The 19,756-nt window shown below is 55.7% G+C and carries 27 protein-coding genes; 25 read left to right on the forward strand and 2 right to left on the reverse strand.

Annotated features, from left to right (window positions below; translation table 11 throughout):
- Nucleotides 1–26 precede the first annotated feature (26 nt).
- The gene (locus LA337_07345; GenBank protein UBI17501.1) at nt 27–1,058 is read right to left on the reverse strand and encodes a phage portal protein; all 1,032 of its coding nucleotides are present in this window, start codon (nt 1,056–1,058) and stop codon (nt 27–29) included.
- Nucleotides 1,058–2,824 carry a terminase ATPase subunit family protein gene (locus LA337_07350; protein UBI17502.1) on the reverse strand — a complete coding sequence of 589 codons (1,767 nt, stop codon included), beginning with the start codon at nt 2,822–2,824 and terminating at the stop codon, nt 1,058–1,060. Before LA337_07350 ends, LA337_07345 begins: the two co-directional genes overlap by 1 nt.
- Nucleotides 2,825–2,966: 142 nt before the next feature.
- Here LA337_07350 and LA337_07355 point away from each other — a divergent pair, with 142 nt between their 5' ends.
- From LA337_07355 to LA337_07475, 25 genes are all read left to right on the forward strand, one after another.
- A complete protein-coding gene (locus LA337_07355) occupies nt 2,967–3,800 on the forward strand; it encodes a GPO family capsid scaffolding protein (GenBank protein UBI17503.1) in 834 nt (277 codons plus the stop codon).
- A 16-nt stretch (nt 3,801–3,816) separates the two neighbouring features.
- The gene (locus tag LA337_07360) at nt 3,817–4,881 is read left to right on the forward strand and encodes a phage major capsid protein, P2 family (protein ID UBI17504.1); all 1,065 of its coding nucleotides are present in this window, start codon (nt 3,817–3,819) and stop codon (nt 4,879–4,881) included.
- A 3-nt stretch (nt 4,882–4,884) separates the two neighbouring features.
- The gene (locus LA337_07365; protein ID UBI17505.1) at nt 4,885–5,535 is read left to right on the forward strand and encodes a hypothetical protein; all 651 of its coding nucleotides are present in this window, start codon (nt 4,885–4,887) and stop codon (nt 5,533–5,535) included.
- A 93-nt stretch (nt 5,536–5,628) separates the two neighbouring features.
- Nucleotides 5,629–6,093 carry a head completion/stabilization protein gene (locus tag LA337_07370; protein ID UBI17506.1) on the forward strand — a complete coding sequence of 155 codons (465 nt, stop codon included), beginning with the start codon at nt 5,629–5,631 and terminating at the stop codon, nt 6,091–6,093.
- Nucleotides 6,093–6,296: a tail protein X gene (locus LA337_07375; protein UBI17507.1), complete on the forward strand. Its 204-nt coding sequence runs from the start codon at nt 6,093–6,095 to the stop codon at nt 6,294–6,296. The genes LA337_07370 and LA337_07375 overlap by 1 nt, the downstream gene beginning before the upstream one ends.
- Nucleotides 6,297–6,299: 3 nt before the next feature.
- Entirely contained in the window at nt 6,300–6,515 is a 216-nt protein-coding gene (locus LA337_07380; GenBank protein ID UBI17508.1) for a phage holin family protein, read from the forward strand.
- On the forward strand, nt 6,496–7,008 hold the full coding sequence (locus LA337_07385) for a lysozyme (protein UBI17509.1): 513 nt from the start codon (nt 6,496–6,498) through the stop codon (nt 7,006–7,008). The genes LA337_07380 and LA337_07385 overlap by 20 nt, the downstream gene beginning before the upstream one ends.
- A 1-nt stretch (nt 7,009) precedes the next feature.
- Nucleotides 7,010–7,384 (forward strand): DNZ54_00345 family protein, encoded by a 375-nt coding sequence (locus LA337_07390; GenBank protein UBI17510.1) that lies wholly within the window; start codon nt 7,010–7,012, stop codon nt 7,382–7,384.
- The gene (lysB, locus tag LA337_07395) at nt 7,381–7,809 is read left to right on the forward strand and encodes an Rz-like lysis system protein LysB (protein UBI17511.1); all 429 of its coding nucleotides are present in this window, start codon (nt 7,381–7,383) and stop codon (nt 7,807–7,809) included. The genes LA337_07390 and lysB overlap by 4 nt, the downstream gene beginning before the upstream one ends.
- Nucleotides 7,694–7,942: an Rz1-like lysis system protein LysC gene (gene lysC, locus LA337_07400; protein ID UBI18416.1), complete on the forward strand. Its 249-nt coding sequence runs from the start codon at nt 7,694–7,696 to the stop codon at nt 7,940–7,942. The genes lysB and lysC overlap by 116 nt, the downstream gene beginning before the upstream one ends.
- A complete protein-coding gene (locus LA337_07405) occupies nt 7,905–8,336 on the forward strand; it encodes a phage tail protein (protein ID UBI17512.1) in 432 nt (143 codons plus the stop codon). Before lysC ends, LA337_07405 begins: the two co-directional genes overlap by 38 nt.
- A complete protein-coding gene (locus LA337_07410) occupies nt 8,329–8,775 on the forward strand; it encodes a phage virion morphogenesis protein (GenBank protein UBI17513.1) in 447 nt (148 codons plus the stop codon). The genes LA337_07405 and LA337_07410 overlap by 8 nt, the downstream gene beginning before the upstream one ends.
- Before the next feature lie 68 nt (nt 8,776–8,843).
- Nucleotides 8,844–9,422, forward strand: a complete 579-nt coding sequence (locus LA337_07415; GenBank protein UBI17514.1) for a phage baseplate assembly protein V — start codon at nt 8,844–8,846, stop codon at nt 9,420–9,422.
- The gene (locus LA337_07420; protein UBI17515.1) at nt 9,419–9,778 is read left to right on the forward strand and encodes a GPW/gp25 family protein; all 360 of its coding nucleotides are present in this window, start codon (nt 9,419–9,421) and stop codon (nt 9,776–9,778) included. The genes LA337_07415 and LA337_07420 overlap by 4 nt, the downstream gene beginning before the upstream one ends.
- Complete coding sequence (locus LA337_07425; protein ID UBI17516.1) at nt 9,765–10,673, forward strand: baseplate assembly protein; 909 nt, start codon at nt 9,765–9,767, stop codon at nt 10,671–10,673. The genes LA337_07420 and LA337_07425 overlap by 14 nt, the downstream gene beginning before the upstream one ends.
- Entirely contained in the window at nt 10,666–11,271 is a 606-nt protein-coding gene (locus LA337_07430) for a phage tail protein I (protein ID UBI17517.1), read from the forward strand. Before LA337_07425 ends, LA337_07430 begins: the two co-directional genes overlap by 8 nt.
- Complete coding sequence (locus tag LA337_07435) at nt 11,268–12,602, forward strand: phage tail protein (GenBank protein UBI17518.1); 1,335 nt, start codon at nt 11,268–11,270, stop codon at nt 12,600–12,602. The genes LA337_07430 and LA337_07435 overlap by 4 nt, the downstream gene beginning before the upstream one ends.
- Before the next feature lie 2 nt (nt 12,603–12,604).
- Entirely contained in the window at nt 12,605–13,021 is a 417-nt protein-coding gene (locus LA337_07440; protein UBI17519.1) for a tail fiber assembly protein, read from the forward strand.
- 133 nt (nt 13,022–13,154) lie between these two features.
- Nucleotides 13,155–14,327: a phage tail sheath protein gene (locus LA337_07445; protein UBI17520.1), complete on the forward strand. Its 1,173-nt coding sequence runs from the start codon at nt 13,155–13,157 to the stop codon at nt 14,325–14,327.
- Nucleotides 14,328–14,336: 9 nt separating this feature from the next.
- Nucleotides 14,337–14,852 (forward strand): phage major tail tube protein, encoded by a 516-nt coding sequence (locus LA337_07450; protein UBI17521.1) that lies wholly within the window; start codon nt 14,337–14,339, stop codon nt 14,850–14,852.
- Between the two features lie 54 nt (nt 14,853–14,906).
- Entirely contained in the window at nt 14,907–15,209 is a 303-nt protein-coding gene (locus LA337_07455; GenBank protein UBI17522.1) for a phage tail assembly protein, read from the forward strand.
- 14 nt (nt 15,210–15,223) lie between these two features.
- Nucleotides 15,224–15,343 carry a GpE family phage tail protein gene (locus LA337_07460; protein ID UBI17523.1) on the forward strand — a complete coding sequence of 40 codons (120 nt, stop codon included), beginning with the start codon at nt 15,224–15,226 and terminating at the stop codon, nt 15,341–15,343.
- Entirely contained in the window at nt 15,336–18,113 is a 2,778-nt protein-coding gene (locus LA337_07465) for a phage tail tape measure protein (protein ID UBI17524.1), read from the forward strand. The genes LA337_07460 and LA337_07465 overlap by 8 nt, the downstream gene beginning before the upstream one ends.
- A complete protein-coding gene (locus tag LA337_07470) occupies nt 18,110–18,595 on the forward strand; it encodes a phage tail protein (protein UBI17525.1) in 486 nt (161 codons plus the stop codon). Before LA337_07465 ends, LA337_07470 begins: the two co-directional genes overlap by 4 nt.
- Nucleotides 18,592–19,692, forward strand: a complete 1,101-nt coding sequence (locus LA337_07475) for a phage late control D family protein (GenBank protein UBI17526.1) — start codon at nt 18,592–18,594, stop codon at nt 19,690–19,692. The genes LA337_07470 and LA337_07475 overlap by 4 nt, the downstream gene beginning before the upstream one ends.
- The last annotated feature ends 64 nt before the right edge of the window (nt 19,693–19,756 follow it).

Genomic DNA, 19,756 nt, shown 5'->3' on the forward strand with positions numbered 1-19,756 from the left:
GAAAGGGGGCTTAGCCCCCTTTTACATCAGAGAACATACTCATTAAATTTAATTATTTCATCGTCTAACCAGGTGTTCAGTTCAAGTATTTTTTTTTGTAAAGGTATTAACTCATTTCTAACAAAGACTTTGCTTGCTTTTTCTACATCACCAAATCCGCCAACATTACTTGGCATTATGCCCATCATCTGCGGCGGTACGCGGTGTGCTGCCATCATGTCATCACGGCTCACATTCTTGATGTTCAGAAACTCATCCTTTGCAGCAACCTCCGATAACGGGATGATCTGGATGCCGTCCTTTTTACCGTTGGGTGAATACATAAACAGGTTGCGGAAGTTACCCGGTCCTTTGGCGCTTTTCATTGCCTGGCGGATATTGTTCACATCCTCCTGGTTCTGTGCAGCGTCGGTCATGTACATGATGAAACCCGCGTGGCTGCCGTTGATGTAATACTTCCGGCGGAACAGCGTGGCGGACTCGTTGAGCAAGGTTGACGGAATGGCGGAGAGATAGCCGGGCAGCCCGTAAATCTCCTGGTTAATATCCGGCTCCATCAGGTGAAAAATGTTGCCCTGTGTAAATTCATAGGGCTGCGTGGTCAGGCCGTACTGCACAAACCAGTAGGTGTCGAGGTCCACGCCACGGCGTGTGTACTTCGCCAGTGCTGGCTCCAGTGAGAGAACGCCGCCGAGCCGGTTGGTGCGCTTTTCCAGATAGGCGTTACCGAACACCAGATAATCCTGGACGAAACGGGCAAAAGCCTGCTGGCTGAGCAGGCGGTGCGGGATGTACGTACTGCTGAGAATGTCACGTTTAACCGCTATCGGTGAGCTGTGATGCACAGCGGCGCGGTAGGTTCGCGCCAGCCCGTCAAAGCTTACTGGCGGCTCATACCATCTGTCCATCTGTACGCATTCCACATAATCCAGCAGCTCGCGGCGGTCCAGCACCGGGATTGGATCGCCAAAGCTGAAAGCCTCGGCAGTTACGCCTGCGTTTTTAGGCGCCGTAGCTTCTGTTGGCGTTGAGCTGGTTAAGGCTTCGGGTTCACTCATCAAAAAATCTCCACAATATTGCTGGTATTGGCGGATTCGCCCTGCAGCGGTTCGTTAAACAGTGCGTGCATCGTTGCCCAGGCCAAATCTGCGTGGCTGGCTTCTTCGCTGCGGCTGGCTTCGTAGGTAGGGCGGTTGCCGCTGGCGGTGGTGGCCCGGCGGATAGCCATAAAGGACTGCGCAATGTCAGTGTGTCCGGCATCAAACTCCAGACGGCGGTGGCTGATGATGTCGTAGGCCTTGAGCACCAGGGCGTTTTTGACGTTGGGGTTGTAGACAAACTCCCGCACGGCAGGAAAGAACGCTTTCACGTTCTCGTAGACACCGTGACCGACGCCGGTCGAGTCGATGCCGATATAGGTCACGTTGTACTGCTGCGTCAGTTTTTTAATGGCGTCAGCCTGGGCGCGGAAGTCCATCCCGCGCCACTGGTGTCGCTCCAGAATGCGGAACTTGCCGCCCGGCACGGTTGGCGGTGCCACCACCACGCACCCGGCGCTGTCACCGTTCTGCGTGCCTTTCGCCGGGTCGTATCCGATCCAGACTTCGCGCCAGCCAAACGGGCGCAGCGCCAGAGCCTGAAAATCGGTCCAGACTTCCCAGCTGTCCACCATGCACGCCTGCAGTTCGCTGAGCGGGAATACTGACGCCAGATCGTCAATAAATTCGCACATCAGCAGGTTCTGGTATTCGTCCGGGCTGTACTCCATGCGCAGCTGGTCGAGGTCGAACAGGTTACAGCCGCCGCGCACCGCATCCTCCACGGTGACGATCTGGCGGTACTGTCCGTCAGGGCAGAGCAGGCCGCGCGCAAGGTTGCTGTGGGTCAGGTCAATATCCACTTTGTCCGCTTTGGCACGGCCCCGGTTAAACAGCGCGCCGGACCAGAACGGATAGGCACTGTGGGTCAGGCTGGACGGCGTGGAGAAGTAGGTTTGTCGCCATTTCTTGTGAATGGCCATACCGGAGGCAACCTTGCGCAGCTCCTGGAATTTCGGTATCCAGAAATATTCATCCAGATACAGGTTGCCGTGGTAGCTCTGCGCCGTTCGGGCGTTGGTGCCGAGAAAGTACAAGGCTGCGCCATTGGGCAACACCATGGGATCGCCTTTCAGCTCCACCTCAACTTCTTTGGCAAAGTCGATGATGTACTGCTTAAAAACGTGCGCCTGTGCCTTACTGGCAGAAAGAAAAATTTGGTTGCGCCCGGTCAGCAGGGCGTCAATCAATGCTTCACGGGCAAAATAAAACGTGGCGCCAATCTGGCGCGACTTGAGAAGATTACGGATGCGGTTTGTTTTCCCGGCTTCAAACCAGTGACGCTGATAGTCGAACATAGAGGCGTGGAAGACTTCTTCCAGCTTGTCGATCTGTTCGTCGGTGAAAACGTTCTTTTCAGGCTGACGGCGTGGGCCTTTGTTACGGTTGGCAACTTTCGGGTTTAAATCAGCTTCGTTGCCGCCATCGTTAAATTTACCGATCCGGGCGTGGCGCTCTGACTGGCGCGCCAGCAGGTCAATTTCCTTGAAGTCTTTCCCTTCTTTCTGCTCCTTCATAATGAGCTGGCAGTAACGTGCGGCGGTGGTGAGCTGCATCTGATCCAGCGGCCCATAGTCGCCCCACTTGTCGCGCTTCTTCCAGCTGTGAACGGTTGCAACTTTCTCGCCCAGCATTTCAGCAATGCGGGCTACGCGGTATCCCTGAAAGTACAGCAGCATGGCCTGCCGACGGGGATCGAGGTCTGCGGGGGTCAGTGTCGTGTTCATGGCCCAAACATACGGCCTTGGATGGAGGCTTTCCCCGGCTGCGGTTTGTGTGGTTTACCGTACAAATACAGCGCGTTGTCTCACTCCCCCCATCACCGCAAACATAAGGCTCCAGTAAGTTATTTCTAACGGAGCACGGCTCATGACAGTGAAAGCAAAGCGTTTCCGTATCGGGGTGGAAGGTGCCACCACTGACGGGCGCGAGATCCAGCGTGAATGGCTGGTACAGATGGCTGCCAGCTACAACCCGACGGTCTATACCGCGCTGATTAACCTTGAGCACATCAAGTCTTATCTGCCGGACAGCACCTTTAACCGCTACGGCAGGGTGACGGGGCTGGTTGCAGAAGAAATCCAGGACGGCCCGCTGGCGGGCAAGATGGCGCTTTATGCCGATATCGAACCCACGGACGCCCTAGTGGAACTGGTGAAGAAAGGCCAGAAGCTGTTTACCTCCATGGAGGTCAGCACGAAGTTTGCCGACACCGGCAAAGCCTATCTTGTGGGGCTGGGTGCGACGGACGATCCTGCGAGCCTGGGCACCGAAATGCTGGCTTTCAGCGCCAGTGCAGCACATAACCCGCTGGCGAACCGTAAGCAGAACCCTGAAAACCTGTTTTCGGAAGCGGTTGAAACGCTGATCGAACTGGAAGAAGCCCAGGACGAAAAGCCGTCCCTCTTTGCCCGCGTCACCGCGCTGTTCACCAAAAAAGAGCAGACCGATGAGGCGCGTTTCTCCGACGTGCATAAAGCCGTGGAACTGGTCGCCACCGAGCAGCAGAACCTGAGCGAGCGCACTGATAAATCCCTGTCCGAACAGGACAAGCGCCTTTCTGAGCTGGAGTCCTCCCTGCAGGAGCAGCAGGCCGCCTTTGCCGAGCTTGAGCAGAAGCTGAGCAGCGAAGACAGCCGTAAAGACTACCGCCAGCGCGCGCCGGGCGGTGACGCACCGGCAGGCACCCTGACCAATTGCTGATGGAGCATAAAACCCGATGAAAAAGAAAACCCGCTTTGCCTTTAACGCTTACCTGCAGCAGCTGGCGCGCCTGAACGGTGTGGAGATTGAAGAACTCTCCAGTAAGTTCACCGTAGAGCCGTCCGTGCAGCAGACGCTGGAAGACCAGATCCAGCAGTCCGCCGCTTTCCTGACGCTGATTAACATCACGCCGGTCACTGAGCAGTCCGGTCAGTTGCTGGGGCTGGGCGTTGGCAGCACCATTGCCGGAACCACCGATACCACCACCAAAGAGCGCGAGCCTACCGATCCGACGCTGATGGAAGACGTGGAATACAAATGCGAGCAGACCAACTTTGATACGGTGCTGACCTACGCAAAACTGGACATGTGGGCGAAATTCCAGGACTTCCAGGTGCGTATTCGCAACGCCATCGTCAAGCGTCAGGCGCTGGACCGCATCATGATCGGCTTTAACGGCGTGAAGCGCGCCAAAACCTCCAACCGTGCTGAAAACCCGCTGCTGCAGGACGTCAATAAAGGCTGGTTGCAGAAAATCCGCGAAGACGCGCCGGATCACGTCATGGGCAGCAAAACCGCAGAAGACGGCACCACTACTGCAGAACCAGTAAAAGTAGGTCCGGGTGGTAAGTATGTAAATCTTGACGCGGTGGTGATGGATACCGTCAACGAGCTGATCGATGTGGAGTATCAGGATGATGACGAGCTGGTTGTTGTCTGCGGACGTGAACTGCTGTCTGACAAGTATTTCCCGCTGGTCAACAAAGAGCAGGACAACAGCGAGAAAATCGCCGCCGATCTGATCATCAGCCAGAAACGCATGGGCGGCCTGCAGGCTGTGCGCGCGCCTTTCTTCCCGGCAAATGCCCTGCTGATCACCCGTCTGGATAACCTGTCCATCTACTGGCAGGAAGACACCCGCCGCCGTTCAGTTATCGACAACCCGAAACGCGACCGGATTGAAAACTTTGAATCCGTCAACGAGGCGTATGTGGTCGAGGACTACCGCTGCGCGGCGCTGGTAGAAAACATCGAAATCGGTGATTTCAGCGCGCCTGCCGCACCGGAAAGTGGGGAATAACGCATGAGCCTGAGTCCCGCACGGCAGCACCGCCTGCGCATTCAGGCTGAACAGGCCGCCCGTGAGGGCGGCAGTGTTCGCCATGCGTCGGGCTATGACCTGATGCTGCTGCAGCTGGCAGAAGACCGCCGCCGCCTCAAGGGCGTCCAGTCCACGGTGAAAAAGGCGGAAATCAAGGTGGAGCTGCTGCCGAAATATTCCGCCTGGGCGGAGGGCGTGCTGGCTGCCGGAGGTGCGCAGCAGGATGACGTGCTGATGTACGTGATGCTGTGGCGTATCGACGCCGGTGATTATGCCGGTGCGCTCGAAATCGGGCGCCATGCGCTGCGCCATGGCTGGGTGATGCCGCTGGGCAACCGTAACGTGCAGACCGTGCTGGCAGAAGAAATGGCAGACGCGGCGCAAAGCGCTCTGCTTGCTGCTGCCGGTTTTGATGCCGATCTGCTTCTGCAGACGCTGGACCTGACAACCGATCTGGATATGCCGGACCAGTCGCGGGCGCGCCTGCATAAAGCCATCGGCGCTGTACTGAGCGAAAGCAACCCGGCGTCTGCCCTGAATCACCTTACTCATGCGCTGCAGCTTGATCCCCGCTGCGGTGTGAAAAAAGAAAAGCAGCAGATGGAGCGCAGACTGCGCAATGACAGCCGCTAAAGAACGTGCCCCGCGCACGGGCGGCACGGGATGGCGAAAGGCACTGCCACATCAAAATTCCGTCCACCGCCCACTTATTCAGGAGAAAGCCGCATGAAGTTTGTTGCGCCCGAACAGGCACCGGAACAGGCGGAGGTCATCAAAAATACGCCGTTCTGGCCTGATGTGGACCTGTCGGAATTTCGCAGTGTGATGCGAACTGACGGCACAGTGACGCAGCCGCGTTTAAAGCAGGTTGTGCTGACGGCTATTTCTGAGGTTAACGCTGAGCTGTACGACTTCCGCAACCGCCAGCAGTTGCTGGGCTACCGGGCACTGGCTGAGGTTCCTGCAGAAATGCTGGACGGCAAAAGCGAACGTATCCAGCACTACCACAACGCCGTTTTTTGCTGGGCGCGCGCCGTGCTCAATGAGCGTTATCAGGACTATGACGCCACGGCGTCAGGCGTGAAGCGCGGGGAGGAGCTGGCGGAGGCCAGCGGCGATCTGTGGCGTGATGCCCGATGGGCTATCAGCCGGGTGCAGGATGCACCGCACTGTACGGTGGAGCTTATCTGATGAAAGTGCGTGCGCATCAGTATGACACGGTGGACGCGCTTTGCTGGCGTCATTACGGGCGCACGCAGGGTGTCACTGAGCAGGTTCTGCAGGCAAATCCGGGGCTGGCTGAGTACGGCCCATTTTTACCGCACGGGCTGCAGGTGGAGCTGCCGGACATTACGGCGTCAACCACGGCGCAGACCGTCCAGCTATGGGACTGAATTATGACGCTTGAACGAATCAGCGCCTTTATCACTTACTGCATCGCCGTGCTGCTGGCATGGCTGGGCGATCTGTCGCTCAAGGATGCGTCAACGGTTGGCGGCGTACTGATTGGTGTGCTGATGCTGGCTATCAACTGGTACTACAAACACCAGTCTTTCAAATTGTTACGTGGCGGCAAAATTTCGCGGGGGGAATATGAATCCTTCAATCGTTAAGCGCTGCCTTGTCGGGGCGGTGCTGGCTATCGCCGCCACGCTGCCCGGTTTCCAGTCGCTTCATACCTCCGTCGAGGGGCTGAAACTGATTGCCGATTACGAGGGATGCCGCCTGCAGCCTTATCAGTGCAGTGCGGGCGTGTGGACTGACGGGATCGGCAATACTTCCGGTGTGGTGCCGGGGAAAACCATCACGGAGCGGCAGGCGGCGCAGGGGTTAATAAACAATGTGCTGTTGACTGAAAAAAGGCTGGATGCCTGCCTGACGGTTAAGCCCCCGCAGCATGTCTACGATGCGCTGGTGAGTATTGGTTTCAATGTGGGGACCGGCGCGATCTGCAGGTCAACCATGGTGTCATATATCAATCGCCAGCAGTGGTGGCAGGCATGCAACCAGCTACCGCGCTGGATTTACGTTAACGGTGTGAAAAATAAAGGTCTGGAGAACCGCCGCGCGCGGGAAATGGCCTGGTGCTTAAAAGGAGCGTCCTGAAATGAAATGGTTAAAAAGTTACTGGCTGCCGCTTTCGGTTCTGGCGCTTCTTGTGATGGTTGATGTGCTTTTTCCTGCCTCCCATGCGCTTTTCCCGCTGGCGTTGATCATGTGGTTTGAGTATGCCGCATTTTCACTTGTCTGTTTTGCTGGTTTGTACTCCTGCACTCTGACAGGTAATGACCGGCTAAAGGTCCGATTCCTGCTGGGCAGGGTATTAAGGATGATGGACGCAATCACTCTCACCTGGTATCTGCGTCTGGCTGTTGCCTTTGTGATGTTGCTTGCCGGGTGGAAACTGACGGGGCTGGTTTATGTATCTACCGTTGCCATTGGCTTAGCAATCAAGAATGAACTAAAGGCATTGCGGGAATGAATCGCGCACTGATGTTAGGGCTGGCGCTGGTTCTTGTGGCGCTGGGCTGGCAGTCGTGGCGGCTTAACAATGCCAGCCACACCATCGAAATGCAGGGCGCGTCGCTGAAAAGCAAAACGCAGGAACTGACGAAGAAAAACAGCCAACTGATCGGTCTGTCCATTCTGACCGAAACCAACAGCCGGGAGCAGGCGCGGCTTTATGCGGCAGCTGAACAAACTACCACACTTCTGCGCAGCCGCCAGCACCGGATCGAGGAACTGAAACGTGAAAATGAGGATTTGCGCCGCTGGGCTGATACTCCTTTGCCTGCTGACATTATCCGGCTGCGGGAGCGTCCGGCCCTCGCCGGAGGTGCAGCTTACCGTGAGTGGCTGTCCCAGAGTGACGCAGTGCCGTCTGGAAAGGTCAGCGCCGCGCAGTAACGGCGATCTGAACGCTGTGCTGGATGAAACCGAGGCCGCCTGGGCGGTCTGTGCTGACAAAGTGGACACGATTATTGCGTGTCAGGAGCGAGACAGTGAACAAACCGCAGTCCTTACGCAGCGCCCTGAATAAAGCGGTTGCTTATGTCCGCGACAACCCGGACAAGCTGCACCTTTTCGTTGATAACGGCTCACTGGTGGCAACCGGTGCCAGCTCCATGTCATGGGAATACCGCTACACCCTGAACGTGGTGATCGAGGATTTCAGCGGCGACCAGAATCTGCTGATGGCTCCTGTGCTGCTGTGGCTAAGTGACAACCAGCCGGATGCTATCAATAACCCGGAGCTGCGCGAAAAACTGTTCACCTTTGAAGTGGATATTCTGCGCAACGATGTGTGCGATATCAGCCTGAACCTGCAACTGACGGAGCGCGTGCTGGTTAGCACTGACGGTAGCGTGTCAAGCGTTGAAGCGGTGCCGGAGCCGGACGAACCTGAAGAAATGTGGACGGTGAGACGTGGATGAACTGCAGAGGGTGGATGACTGGCTGACGGCGCTACTGGCGAATCTGGAGCCTGCCGCGCGCAGCCGTATGATGCGGCAACTGGCGCAACAGCTGCGCCGGACACAGCAGCAGAACATCAGGCTGCAGCGTAATCCTGACGGCAGCGGTTATGAGCCGCGCCGGGTGACAGCCCGCAGCAAGAAGGGGCGCATCAAACGCCAGATGTTTGCAAAGCTTCGTACCACAAAATACCTGAAAACAGCCGCCAGTGCGGACTCCGCCAGCGTGCAGTTTGATGGCAAGGTGCAGCGCATTGCCCGTGTTCACCATTACGGCCTGCGGGATCGCGTCAGCCGAAAAGGCCCGGAGGTCCGCTACGCAGAGCGCCGCCTTTTGGGCGTGAATGATGAGGTGGAAACCATCACCCGTGACACTCTGCTGCGCTGGCTGGCGGGGTGATCTTTGTGCCACCGCTGGCACAAGCGCCCGCGCTGCCTCCCTTTTCCCTCTGATGGCAACCTTTCGTTATGAATGCACAACTGACCGAAATAATGCGCCTTATCACCAACCTGATCCGCACCGGCACCGTGACCGAAGTGGACCGGGAAAACTGGCTGTGCCGGGTGAGAGTGGGCGAGCTTGAAACCAACTGGATTAACTGGCTGACGCTGCGTGCCGGTGGTGCCCGTACATGGTGGTGCCCGTCGCCGGATGAGCAGGTGGTGGTGCTGAGCATGGGCGGCAATCTGGAAACTGCTTTTGCGTTGCCTGCCATCTACTCCAATCAGTTTGCACCGCCGTCGGACTCCGTGGACGGTTGCGTGACGGAGTACCCGGACGGGGGCTGGTTTGAGTATGAACCCGCCACCGGGCGGTGGCATGTCCGGGGTATCAAATCCATGGTGATCGAGGCGGCGGACAATATCACCCTCAAAACCGGTGAGTTTGTGGTGGAGGCTGATACCACGCGCATTAACAGCGAGGTGGTGATCAATGGTGGCGTCACCCAGGGCGGCGGCGCAATGAGTTCTAACGGGATCGTAGTTGATGACCATGAGCATACTGGCGTTCTGAAAGGCGGCGACAACACGGGGGGACCGGTATGACGCTGTATATCGGCATGAGCCAGGGCAACGGCAAGGTCATTACTGATACGGACCATCTGCGCCAGTCAGTGCGGGATATTCTGCTGACGCCGCAGGGCAGTCGGATCGCCCGCCGAGAATATGGTTCCCTGCTGTCTGCCCTGATTGACCAGCCGCAGAACCCGGCGCTACGCCTGCAGGTCATGTCTGCGGTCTATGTGGCGCTGAGTCGCTGGGAGCCTCGGCTTACGCTGGATTCCATCACCATCAGCAGCAATTCTGACGGCTCTATGGTGGTTGAGCTTACCGGGCAGCGCAATAACGGCGCGCCGGTTTCCCTTTCCGTATCAACAGGAGCAGAGAATGGTAGTGATTGACTTTTCCCAGCTGCCCGCGCCGCAGATAGTGGACGTACCGGATTTTGAGACGCTGCTGGCTGAGCGCAAGGCCGCCTTTGTGGCCCTTTACCCGGCATATGAACAGGAGGCTGTTATGCGAACATTAGCGCTGGAATCTGAACCCGTCACCAAGCTGCTGCAGGAAAGCACCTACCGAGAAATCCTTTTGCGCCAGCGTATTAACGAGGCAGCGCAGGCGGTCATGGTGGCATATGCCATCGGTGGCGATCTCGATCAGCTGGCAGCCAACTACAACGTGAAACGCCTGACGGTAACGCCTGCCGACAACGACGCGGTGCCGCCGGTCGCGGCAGTAATGGAAAGCGATGATGCGCTGCGCCTGCGTGTTCCGGCTGCGTTTGAGGGGTTGTCCGTTGCGGGGCCTACGGCGGCCTATGAGTTTCACGCCAAAAGCGCGGACGGGCGTGTGGCAGACGCCAGCGCAACCAGCCCGGCACCGGCGGAGGTGGTGCTTACCGTTCTGAGCCGTGAGGGTGATGGTACGGCAGAGGCTGATCTGCTGGCGGTGGTGGAGCAGGCGCTTAACAGCGAGAACGTGCGTCCGGTGGCAGACCGCCTGACGGTGCGCAGCGCCGAAATAATCCCGTACAGCGTGGATGCAACGATTTTTCTTTATCCGGGGCCGGAAGCTGAGCCGGTGATGGCGGCGGCAAAAGCCAGCCTGCAGAAGTACATCGCCAGTCAGACGCGGCTGGGCCGTGATATCCGTCGCAGCGCAATTTATGCCGCGCTGCATGTTGAGGGCGTCCAGCGTGTGGAGCTGGCCTCCCCGTTGGCAGATGTTGTGCTGGATAAAACACAGGCGGCGTCCTGTACGGAATGGAGCGTGACCAACGGGGGAACGGATGAATAGCCTGCTGCCGCCCGGCTCATCGCCGCTTGAGCGCCGACTGGCGCAGACCTGCAGCGGGATTTCCGATCTGCAGGTGCCACTGCGCGATTTATGGAACCCGGCAACGTGTCCGGTCAGCTTTCTGCCGTATCTGGCGTGGGCGTTTTCCGTAGACCGCTGGGACGAAAGCTGGACGGAGGGCGTCAAGCGCCGTGTGGTGCAGGATGCTTTCTATATCCATCAGCACAAGGGGACAACCAGCGCCGTGCGGCGCGTGGTGGAGCCGTTCGGCTTTCTGATCCGCATCATTGAGTGGTGGCAGACCGGCGAGCAGCCGGGCACGTTTCGCCTGGATATTGGCGTGCAGGACCAGGGCATCACGGAAGAAACGTATCTGGAACTGGAGCGACTGATCGGTGACGCCAAGCCGTGCAGCCGCCATCTGATCGGTATGTCCATCAACCTGCAGACCAGCGGCCCTTATTTTGTGGGCGCAGCCACCTACACAGGCGAAGAAATCACGATCTACCCGTATATCAACGAAACCATTATTTCCGGCGGCACCGCTTATGAGGGCGGGGCGGTCCATGTTATTGACACAATGAGAGTGAATCCATGAGCGCAAAATTTTATACCCTGCTGACGGATATCGGCGCGGCGAAACTGGCAAGCGCCGCCGCGCTCGGTGTTCCGTTGAAAATAACCCAGATGGCTGTGGGTGACGGTGGCGGCGTGCTGCCGACTCTAAGCGCGCAGCAGACAGCACTGGTTGCTGAAAAACGCCGCGCTTCCCTCAATATGCTGTACATCGATCCGCAGAACAGCAGTCAGATTATTGCTGAGCAGGTTATCCCCGAAACTGAGGGCGGTTGGTGGATTCGTGAGGTTGGTTTGTTCGATGAAACCGGCGCACTGATTGCCGTGGGCAACTGCCCGGAGAGCTACAAGCCGCAGCTGGCGGAGGGGAGCGGACGCACGCAGACAGTACGAATGGTGCTGATTACCAGCAGTACCGATAACATTACCCTGAAAATTGACCCGTCAGTGGTTCTGGCAACCCGCAAATATGTGGATGACAAGGTGCTGGAGCTTAAGGTGTATGTGGATGATCTGATGGCTAAACACCTTGCCGAAGCGGACCCCCATACTCAGTACGCCACTAAGGAAAGTCCTACGCTGACGGGGACGCCGAAAGCACCAACTGCACCGGCAGGAACCAATACCACGCAGATTGCCAGCACAGCGTTTGTGCAGGCTGTGGTCACGGCGCTAAATAACGCACTGGCGCTGAAAGCACCGCTTGCAAGCCCATCCCTGACCGGAACGCCAACGGCTCCCACTGCAGCGCAGACCGTGAACAATACGCAGATTGCAACTACTGCATTTGTGAAATCAGCTATTGCGGCACTGGTGGCATCATCCCCGGCGGCGCTGGACACGCTGAATGAGCTGGCGGAAGCGTTGGGTAATGATCCTAACTTTGCCACCACCATGACAAATGCGCTGGCAGGCAAACAGCCACTGGATGCCACGCTGACAAGCCTCAGTGGCAAAAGTATTTCAGGCCTTCTCCAATACCTTCAATTGGGAGAAGCGGCAAAAAGGGAGGTGGGAATGTGGCCGAACCAGATCCCCGATATGGGATTTTTTCAGGCGATAATTGCTACAGGAAACACATTGCTTAAATTCCCTTTCATTGACCAATACGGCAACGCCAAAACAATTATGGTGCAGTGTGTCACCATTCAAACAAGAGGTGGTGTAGATGGGGGTTATCAGCTTCCCTATGCTTTTCCTAATGCCGGTCTTTTTGCAACAGGAAACCGCGCAACATCTGGCTACAATGCTGCTATGAACGTGCGAATCGCCAGTAATACTACCGTTAGTATACAAAACTGGGCTCCTTCTGGAGCTTTAGAAGATTGCTGTTTGATTGTCGTAGGTTGGTGAAAATGAATAAATTTTATAATGGCTCCTTTTATCTCTTCTCCATGAAAGAATCGTATGAAAAAGCGGGGACATGGCCTGTGAACGGGGCTGATGTTGATGATGAAACAATGGCAATTTATACGGGAGTTGCACCGCAGGGTAAAATCCTCGGTTCAGATAAAGAGGGTAAACCGGTCTGGGTGAATATCCCGCCACTATCCGCAGAACAACAGATTGTTCAGGCTGAACAGAAAAGAACAACATTGCGTTCAATTGCTGATAAAGAAATAGCCTGGCGGCAGGATGCCGTTGATTCAGGAATTGCGACGGAAGGAGAAACCGTTGCTTTGTCCGAATGGAAGAAATACCGGGTACTTTTGATGCGTGTTGATTGCAGTAAAGCCCCGGATATTAGCTGGCCTGAACCACCCAAAGATTAATCCCATCCCCGCACCTGCGGGGATTTTTTTGTCCCTTCCATTGTGCCATTCCCCACACACAGCACGGCGCGTGCGCCGCGCGCATATCAACCAGAACATAGGCATACCCCCTGTAAACCGGAGAGACTGCCTTATGGCTCAGGATTACCACCACGGGGTGCGCGTTGTTGAAATCAACGAGGGCACCCGACCTATCACCACGGTGAGCACCGCCATCGTGGGTATGGTCTGCACCGGCGATGATGCTGATGCGTCCATGTTTCCCCTTAATAAGCCGGTCCTGCTGACCGATGTGCTGACCGCCAGCGGTAAAGCGGGCGAATCTGGCACGCTGGCCCGTTCGCTGGATGTCATTGCCGACCAGGCTAAACCCGTGACCGTCGTTGTGCGTGTGGCGCAGGGCGAAACCGAAGCGGAAACCACCTCCAACATTATCGGCGGCGTGACTGCTGACGGTAAAAAAACGGGCATGAAAGCGCTGCTTTCAGCGCAGTCGCAGCTGGGCGTCAAGCCTCGTATTCTCGGCGTGCCGGGGCATGACACGCAGGCGGTTGCCACTGAGCTACTAAGTGTGGCGCAGAGTCTGCGAGGGTTTGCCTACCTGTCCGCCTATGGCTGTAAAACGGTGGCGGAAGCCATTGCCTACCGCGCTAATTTCAGCCAGCGCGAGGGGATGCTGATCTGGCCTGACTTCATCAACTTTGACACCGTGCTGAATGCAGATGCGACGGCTTACGCCTCTGCTCGTGCGCTCGGCCTGCGCGCCAAAATTGACGAGCAGACCGGCTGGCACAAAACCATTTCTAACGTGGGCGTGAACGGCGTCACCGGCATTTCCGCTGATGTGTTCTGGGATCTGCAGGACCCGGCAACCGATGCGGGACTGCTCAACCAGAATGACGTTACCACGCTTATCCGTAAAGACGGCTTCCGCTTCTGGGGTTCCCGCTGCCTCAGTGACGATCCGCTGTTTGCCTTTGAGAACTACACCCGCACAGCGCAGGTGCTGGCTGACACCATCGCAGAAGCGCACATGTGGGCGGTGGATGGCGTGCTCAACCCGTCGCTGGCCCGTGACATTATCGAAGGTATCCGAGCCAAGCTGCGCAGCCTGAAAACGCAGGGCTACATCATCGGTGCAGACTGCTGGCTGGATGAGTCGGTGAACGATAAAGACTCCCTGAAAGCCGGGAAGCTCACCATCGACTACGACTACACGCCGGTGCCGCCGCTTGAAAACCTGATGCTGCGCCAGCGCATCACCGATCAGTACCTGCTGGATTTCTCCAGCCAGGTCAGCGCGTAAGGGGACACCATGGCTTTACCACGCAAGTTAAAACACCTGAACCTGTTCAACGACGGGAACAACTGGCAGGGGATCGTTGAGTCTCTGACCCTGCCGAAATTTACCCGCAAGTTTGAGAAGTATCGCGGCGGGGGGATGCCGGGCGCGGTGGACGTGGACATGGGGCTGGATGACGGCGCACTGGACACAGAATTTTCAATCGGCGGCACCGAACTGCTGTTATTCAAGCAGATGGGCAAAGCCACGGTTGACGGCATCCAGTTGCGTTTCACCGGCTCCATTCAGCGTGACGATACCGGCGAAGTGCAGGCCGTTGAGTTGGTTGTGCGCGGACGTCATAAAGAAGTGGATTCCGGCGAGTGGAAAACCGGCGAAAGCAGCACCACGAAAGTCAGCAACACCAACAGCTACGCGAAGCTGACCATTAACGGTGAGGTGCTCTATGAGGTCGATCTGGTCAACATGATTGAAATCGTTGACGGTGTGGACCTGATGGAAGAACACCGTAATGCCCTCGGCCTCTGATTAACCTTAACGGCGCGGTCAGCCGCGCCAGTATTTCATTAACAGGATACGAACATGAGCGACAAGCTGACTGAAAAGACCGTAAAACTGGATACCCCCATCATGCGCGGTAAAACTGAAATTACCGAAATTGTGCTGCGCAAGCCGCAGTCCGGCGCACTGCGTGGCACCCGTCTGCAGGCCATTATGGATATGGACGTGGGCGCGATGATGACTGTGATCCCGCGAATCTCCACTCCGACGCTGACCGCGCAGGAAATGGCAGAGCTGGACCCCGCCGATCTGACAGCAATGGCTGTAGAGGTGGTGACTTTTTTGTTGCCGAAGTCGGTGCTTGCCGATTTGCCGACAACCTGACGGTTGATGATCTGGTGGCAGATATTGCCACCATCTTTCACTGGTCGCCGTCCATCACTGACGTTATGCCGCTGACTGATGTGCTGGAGTGGCGGCATAAGGCAATTCAGAGAAGCGGGGCCAGCGATGAGTGATAATAACCTGCGACTGCAGGTAGTTCTGGGGGCGGTGGATAAGTTAACCCGCCCATTTAAAAATGCACAGGCTGGCTCTAAGGAGCTGGCATCAGCTATTCGACAAACCCGCGATCAGATTAAAAAGCTGAGTGATGCTGGAGGTCAGCTTAAATCTTTCGATCAGCTAACTAAAAGTGTTAGCCGTACTGGTGCCGAACTGGATCAGGCGAGGCTACGCGCTCAAATGATGACGCGCGAAATGTCATCTTTGGAATCCCCAACAAAAAAACAAACGCAGGCGCTTGAAGCTCAGTGGCGTGCTGTTTCACGTCTTGAACAAAAACAGCAACAGGAAACTCGCCAGATGGCGGCAGCCAGGGCTGAGCTTTATCGGCTGGGGTTATCTGCTGGGGGCGGAGCGCGTGAGACGGCACGGATTGCACGAGAAACTGAGCGGTATAATCGACAGTTGGCTGAGCAGGAGCGCAGGCTGCGTGAAGTTGGCGAGCGTCAGCGAAAGCTCAACGCCATCAAAGCCAAGGCTGAAAAGACCCGCGAGTTAAGGAACTCTCTGGCAGGTAATGGTGCAGGGGCGATGGCGGCTGGGGTAACTACTGGCATGACGTTGTTGGCTCCAGTAAAAGCCTATTCAGAATCAGAAAATGCAGCGAATCAGCTCGCCGGTTCAATGATGGGACCGGGCGGAAAGGTAGCGCCTGAATTTGAAAAAATTAACCGGCTTGCAGTTGCTTTGGGCGATAAGCTGCCGGGAACAACAGCCGACTTTCAGAACATGATGACTATGCTACGCCGTCAGGGTATGTCGGCGCAGGTCATCTTGGGCGGCTTGGGAGAGTCAGCAGCTTATCTTGGCGTGCAGTTACAGATGGCTCCCACTGCAGCAGCTGAGTTTGCGGCTAAGTTACAAGATGCTACTCAGACCTCCGAAAAAGACATGATGAATCTGATGGACGTGATCCAGAAAGGATTCTACGCGGGGGTAGATTCAGGAAATATGCTGCAGGGGTTCTCAAAAATCAGCAGCGCGATGGATATTATTCATAAAAAGGGATTGGACGCGGCTAAGGCATTTGCTCCTCTATTAGTTATGGCTGATCAGGCTGGTATGGCTGGAGAGTCAGCTGGTAATGCCTACCGAAAAGTATTTCAGTCCGTCATGAATACGGAAAAAGTGAAGGATGCTAATGATGAACTAAAAGGCACTGGCGTTAGGTTCGATTTTACTGATGGTAAGGGGGAGTTTGGCGGGCTGGAGAAAATGTACACGCAATTAGCTCAACTCCAAAAGCTTAATACTGAGAAAAGGTTAGCTACGTTAAAAGGTATTTTTGGGGATGATGCGGAAACGCTGCAGGTGCTAAATATTATGATTACCAAAGGCATCTCAGGGTATCGTGAAACGGCTTCAAAGCTACAAAATCAGGCTTCTCTGCGCGAGCGTGTTGATGCCTCCTTGAATACTCTTGGTAATAAATGGGAAGCCGCTACAGGTTCCTTTACCAATGCTATGGCTAGTATCGGTGAAACAGTTGCCCCTGCATTAAAGAAGCTGGCTGACTGGTTGGGTGAACTGGCTTCGCGTCTGGATGGTTTTGTTAAACGACACCCACAATTGACCTCTGCGCTGTTTAAGCTGGCAGCTGGCTTTGCCATTGTTGCCACCGCCGCTGGGGTTGTTTCACTGGCGCTGGCGTCCGTGTTAGGGCCGATGGCAGTAGTGCGAATGAGCGCAGGGGTGATGGGGCTAAAATTTTCATCTGCATTTGGTCTTATTGGGAAAGCAATAAGTTCTGTTGGCAAGTCAGTTATATGGCTGGGCCGATTGATGTTTGCAAACCCTATACTGGCTGTCATAGGGCTGATCGCCGCTGGTGCTATTTATATCTGGCAGAATTGGGACACTCTTGGGCCAAAGTTCAAGGCCATGTGGGATGCCGTATGTAATGCCACAGGTACGGCATGGGATTGGATTAAAGAAAAGGCCAGTGCCGCATGGGAGGGGATTAAGTCACTGTTCTTTAATTATACCTTGCCGGGATTAATAGCTAAAAATTGGGATGCAATAAAATCTGGCGTTTCTGACGCGTGGGCCAATATCAGACAATCTATTAGTGATAAATGGAATTCGATCCTGGCTGATGTTGCCGCGCTTCCTGCGAAGTTTCAGGACATGGGCAGCGCCATTATTGACAGCATTCTCGATGGAGTTAATGCCAAATGGGAGACACTCAAAAGCAAGCTTTCCTCAGTCACCGATTATCTGCCTGACTGGATGACCGGAAATAATAAAACACAAGGTAAAGCACAGGTGCAGGTGGTTGGTGGAGCAGCTGCTGCTGCCGTTCCGTTTGCCGGGATGTATGACAGTGGTGGGATTATTCCGCGTGGTCAGTTTGGTATTGTTGGGGAGAACGGCCCTGAAATTGTGAACGGCCCCGCAAATGTGACCAGCAGGCGGCGCACTGCCGCGCTGGCTTCCGTCGTTGCAGGTGTCATGGGCGTAGCGGCAGCGCCTGCAGAGGCTGCTCCACTACATCCTTACAGTCTGCCTACTGTGGCATATAAACAAAGCCAGCCTGCGAAATCTGCCAGTACGCCGCCAGTGATGCACTTTGAAACTCACGCGCCGATCACTATCTATGCTCAGCCAGGGCAGAGTGCGCAAGATATTGCCCGTGAAGTTGCCCGACAGCTTGACGAACGCGAGCGCAAGACCAGGGCTAAAGCGCGCAGTAATTTCAGTGATCAAGGGGGATATGAATCATGATGATGGTGCTGGGGTTATATGTCTTTATGCTGCGTACAGTGCCATATCAGGAGCTGCAGTATCAACGAAGCTGGCGACACGCCGCCAACAGTCGGGTGAACCGACGACCATCAACGCAGTTTATTGGCCCGGATAATGACTCGCTGACGTTATCTGGCGTACTGCTGCCGGAAGTGACCGGAGGCAGGCTGTCATTGCTGGCGCTGGAGTTGATGGCAGAGCAGGGCAAAGCCTGGCCTTTGATTGAAGGCAGCGGAACCATTTACGGCATGTTTGTTATTGAGAGTCTGAGCCAGACAAAGACGGAGTTTTTTGCCAGTGGAATGCCCAGGCGCATTGAGTTTACGATCACCCTCAAACGGGTTGATGAATCGCTGTCTGACATGTTCGGGAGCCTGAGTGACCAGCTCAGCAACCTGCAGGACTCTGCTGCCTCTGCGATTGGGGGGATTAAGAACACGGTAGGAGGATTGCTGCAGTGAACGTTAATTCTGATCTTCTGAATCTGAACAGCAAAAGCCCGGCTTTCAGTATCGTCATTGAAGGTAAGGACGTGACGACTGTGCTGGATACCCGCCTGATGAGTCTGACGCTGACGGATTACCGGGGCTTTGAAGCGGACCAGCTTGATCTGGAGCTGGACGACGCCGACGGGCTGATCGCCCTGCCGCGACGTGGGGCAGTGATTCAACTGGCGCTGGGCTGGAAAGGCCAGCCGCTTTTCCCTAAAGGGGCTTTTACTGTGGATGAAATTGAACACAGCGGTGCCCCTGACCGGCTGACCATCCGGGCGCGTAGCGCAGATTTCCGTGAAACCCTCAATACACGGCGCGAAAAATCATGGCATCAGACAACGGTGGGAGAGGTGGTAAAGGAAATCGCCGCCCGACATAACCTCAAAATGGCGCTGGGTAAAGACCTGACGGATAAGGCGCTGGATCATCTGGACCAGACCAATGAAAGCGATGCAAGTTTTCTGATGAAACTGGCGAGACAGTATGGGGCGATTGCTTCTGTTAAGGACGGGAATCTGCTGTTTATCCGGCAGGGACAGGGAAGAACGGCGAGCGGCAAGCCGCTGCCGGTTATCACCATCACGCGTAAATCCGGTGACGGTCATCGGTTCACCCTTGCTGATCGTGGTGCCTATACCGGTGTTATTGCCAGCTGGTTGCATACGCGTGAACCCAGGAAAAAAGAGACAACCAGTGTTAAGCGTCGTCGAAAGAAAACCACCACACCCAAAGAGCCGGAAGCAAAACAGGGCGATTATCTGGTGGGAACGGATGAAAACGTGCTGGTTCTTAATCGTACCTACGCCAACCGGAGCAATGCAGAGCGCGCAGCAAAAATGCAGTGGGAACGTCTGCAGCGTGGGGTTGCTTCATTTTCCCTGCAGCTCGCTGAGGGGCGAGCTGATCTCTATACGGAAATGCCGGTGAAGGTGAGCGGCTTTAAGCAGCCCATTGATGAAGCTGAATGGACCATTACCACACTAACGCACACAGTCAGCCCGGATAATGGATTTACGACCAGCATGGAGCTTGAAGTGAAAATAGATGAGTTCGCAATGGAATGATTAGTTCCAAATTGCGAACAATGATGTATCATTATTGCGAACTGGTTAATAATGAGGGCTGATT

Source organism: Citrobacter europaeus, assembly GCA_020099315.1.
Classification (GTDB): Bacteria; Pseudomonadota; Gammaproteobacteria; order Enterobacterales; family Enterobacteriaceae; genus Citrobacter; species Citrobacter europaeus.